Origin of the sequence: Vibrio sp. 10N.222.48.A3, from assembly GCF_041475345.1 — a bacterium.
Lineage (GTDB): Bacteria > Pseudomonadota > Gammaproteobacteria > Enterobacterales > Vibrionaceae > Vibrio > Vibrio tasmaniensis_A.
Genome location: NZ_JBFRVX010001510.1, coordinates 1 through 2138 on the forward strand (window position 1 = coordinate 1; position 2138 = coordinate 2138).

The 2138-nt window shown below is 42.2% G+C and carries 3 protein-coding genes; 1 reads left to right on the forward strand and 2 read right to left on the reverse strand.

From position 1 onward, the window contains the following. Both AB4653_RS27445 and AB4653_RS27450 read right to left on the reverse strand, forming a co-directional pair. Positions 1–537, reverse strand: a 537-nt coding sequence (locus AB4653_RS27445; RefSeq protein WP_372105820.1) for a sulfatase-like hydrolase/transferase, incomplete at its 3' end; no start/stop codon positions are given. A 9-nt stretch (positions 538–546) separates the two neighbouring features. Next, entirely contained in the window at positions 547–936 is a 390-nt protein-coding gene (locus AB4653_RS27450; protein WP_009847212.1) for a DUF4345 domain-containing protein, read from the reverse strand. A 139-nt stretch (positions 937–1075) separates the two neighbouring features. Between AB4653_RS27450 and AB4653_RS27455 the strand changes: the two genes are divergently transcribed. Continuing rightward, positions 1076–1843 (forward strand): hypothetical protein, encoded by a 768-nt coding sequence (locus tag AB4653_RS27455; protein ID WP_009847213.1) that lies wholly within the window; start codon positions 1076–1078, stop codon positions 1841–1843. The last annotated feature ends 295 nt before the right edge of the window (positions 1844–2138 follow it).

A 2138-nucleotide genomic window follows, 5' to 3' on the forward strand; every position in this document is an offset into this window, starting at 1 on the left:
ATTACGAGGTGCAAACGCATCCAAAGATCCATCTTTTGGCCAATCTGGATCTTCTGTGTATTCCATTGCATTCAAGTGATACAACCAACCCCAATACTCATCAAAACCGTGCATTGTCGGTAAGAATTCATCTCTATCACCAAGGTGGTTTTTGCCAAACTGCCCCGTGACATAACCCATGGTTTTAAGGATTTCAGGAAGCGTTGGCGTGTCGGCACTTAAACCAACTGGGCCACCCGGTAACCCAACTGAGTGCATGCCTGTTCGAACAGGGAGTTGACCCGTTAAGAATGCAGAACGACCCGCCGTACAAGAAGGTTGAGCATAGTAATCCGTTAATAGCATGCCCTTTTCAGCAATACTATCGATGTTCGGTGTTTCGCTGCTCATCACACCATTGTGATAAGCACTCAGGTTTGATATTCCAATATCATCCGTGAAGATAACAAAAATATTCGGTTGCTCTTGTGCTGACCATGCTGATAGCGAAAAGCTACTCAACACACTCATCACAACAAGGTGGAAAATCCTTTTCATAGAATGTCCTTATACTGTTTCAGATTGCTCTTTGTGAACCATTTTTATTCCTACCAAACCAAAGCCAAGCTCCAATAGTAGATAGACGACAAGTAGCCAGTGAGGCATGCCATCTATCAACAAGCTAATGACTCGGCCGGCAGCCAAACCCAACATGAAGACCACCAAACTGTAGAGTGCTGGCAGTCGGTATTTCTTTAGTAACGCCCCTACTATCCAAAACAGAGCCAACGCTAAGTACAACCCCATCACAGCACGAAAGATATGAGTGACATTGATAGGGCTAGCATCAATTCCGAAAAGATAATCAAGGGAGACAACGGGGGCATAACCGTACGACAACGCAATCGGTGTTAAACCCAAAACAGCAACGAACAAAAAAATGCTTTGTGGCTTCATATCCTTACTCTTTTAATTTGGCTCTTTTCAAAAAACATAGTCTACAATCAGCAATATACAAGTTGCATATGTGAAAAATGGATAGTTAAAACACACATTCACATTCGTGCTATTTCACATCGAAGATAAGGATATCAATATGGCTAAATGGCATTACCTACTCGCATCAGCGTTGGCTGTTAGTTCAACCGTAAATGCACAAGAAGCAAGTTCACAATCGGACACGAAAAAGTGGCAACACAGCATAGAAATTTATGCGCTTGCTTTAAATATCCGTGGTAATACAACAATTGGTGATATTTCTAGCGATGTTGATGTCGACCCTGCATTCATCATGGGTCATTTGGATATGGGAGCGATGCTTCGACTAGAGGGGATCTATAACAATCAGTGGGGTTATTACGTTGACTACAGCTACATGAAACTGAGCGGAAAGTCAGATTCAATCATCGGCAACACAGGTATTCTTAATGGCAAGCTTGAGATCAGACAAGGCGTTTTAGAAGCAAAAGGCTTTAAACGCTACCAATACGACATTGGTGCCATTGATTATATGGTTGGATTACGCTGGTGGGATAACGATATTGATTCCAAACTCTACACAAACAGCGGGACAACCCTGAATTCAAGATCTTTAGAAGAAGATTGGATTGATTATCTGATAGGCGTTCGTTGGACCAAGGAACTCAACAAAAATTGGACTGTGCACACGAGCTTAGATATGGGCCTTGGAAGCGATACCGACTTTACCTCATCTCTGTTAACCGGCGCTCGCTATCAAATTAACGACTGGTCGGATTTAAATCTGGCGTATAAATCCACTTGGGTTGATTACGAAAACAAAGGTACCTTTGAATACGATACCGCATCGCAAGGGTTCCTGATTGGTTGGGCTGCTCACTTTTAATCCGATTATCGTAACGTGTTAGAACCCTCGGCCAATCCAATGCCAACCCAACATTGGTCATTTGGATTTAATTTCAATTAAAACGTAAGCCTCGAATGATTCTTATCTCTGGTGATGACCTCCGTCGCCAGAGGTTTTTCTGCGTGAAACATGCACCGCCCTCCCTCATAGAAAACCCATTAAATCATAGACTAACTCTCGCACACCGCGCATTTGATCCATCTAAAAAATTGTAATTTTAGGTCATGGAAATACAGGCTTATGTTTTGAGATATTTAATCTTCATTTAATCTTA

What these genes read in the sequence shown, in the direction of transcription:
- AB4653_RS27450 (WP_009847212.1), bottom strand. Translation starts at nt 936, where the DNA reads ATGAAGCCACAAAGCATTTTTTTGTTCGTTGCTGTTTTGGGTTTAACA.
- AB4653_RS27455 (WP_009847213.1), top strand. Translation starts at nt 1,076, where the DNA reads ATGGCTAAATGGCATTACCTACTCGCATCAGCGTTGGCTGTTAGTTCA.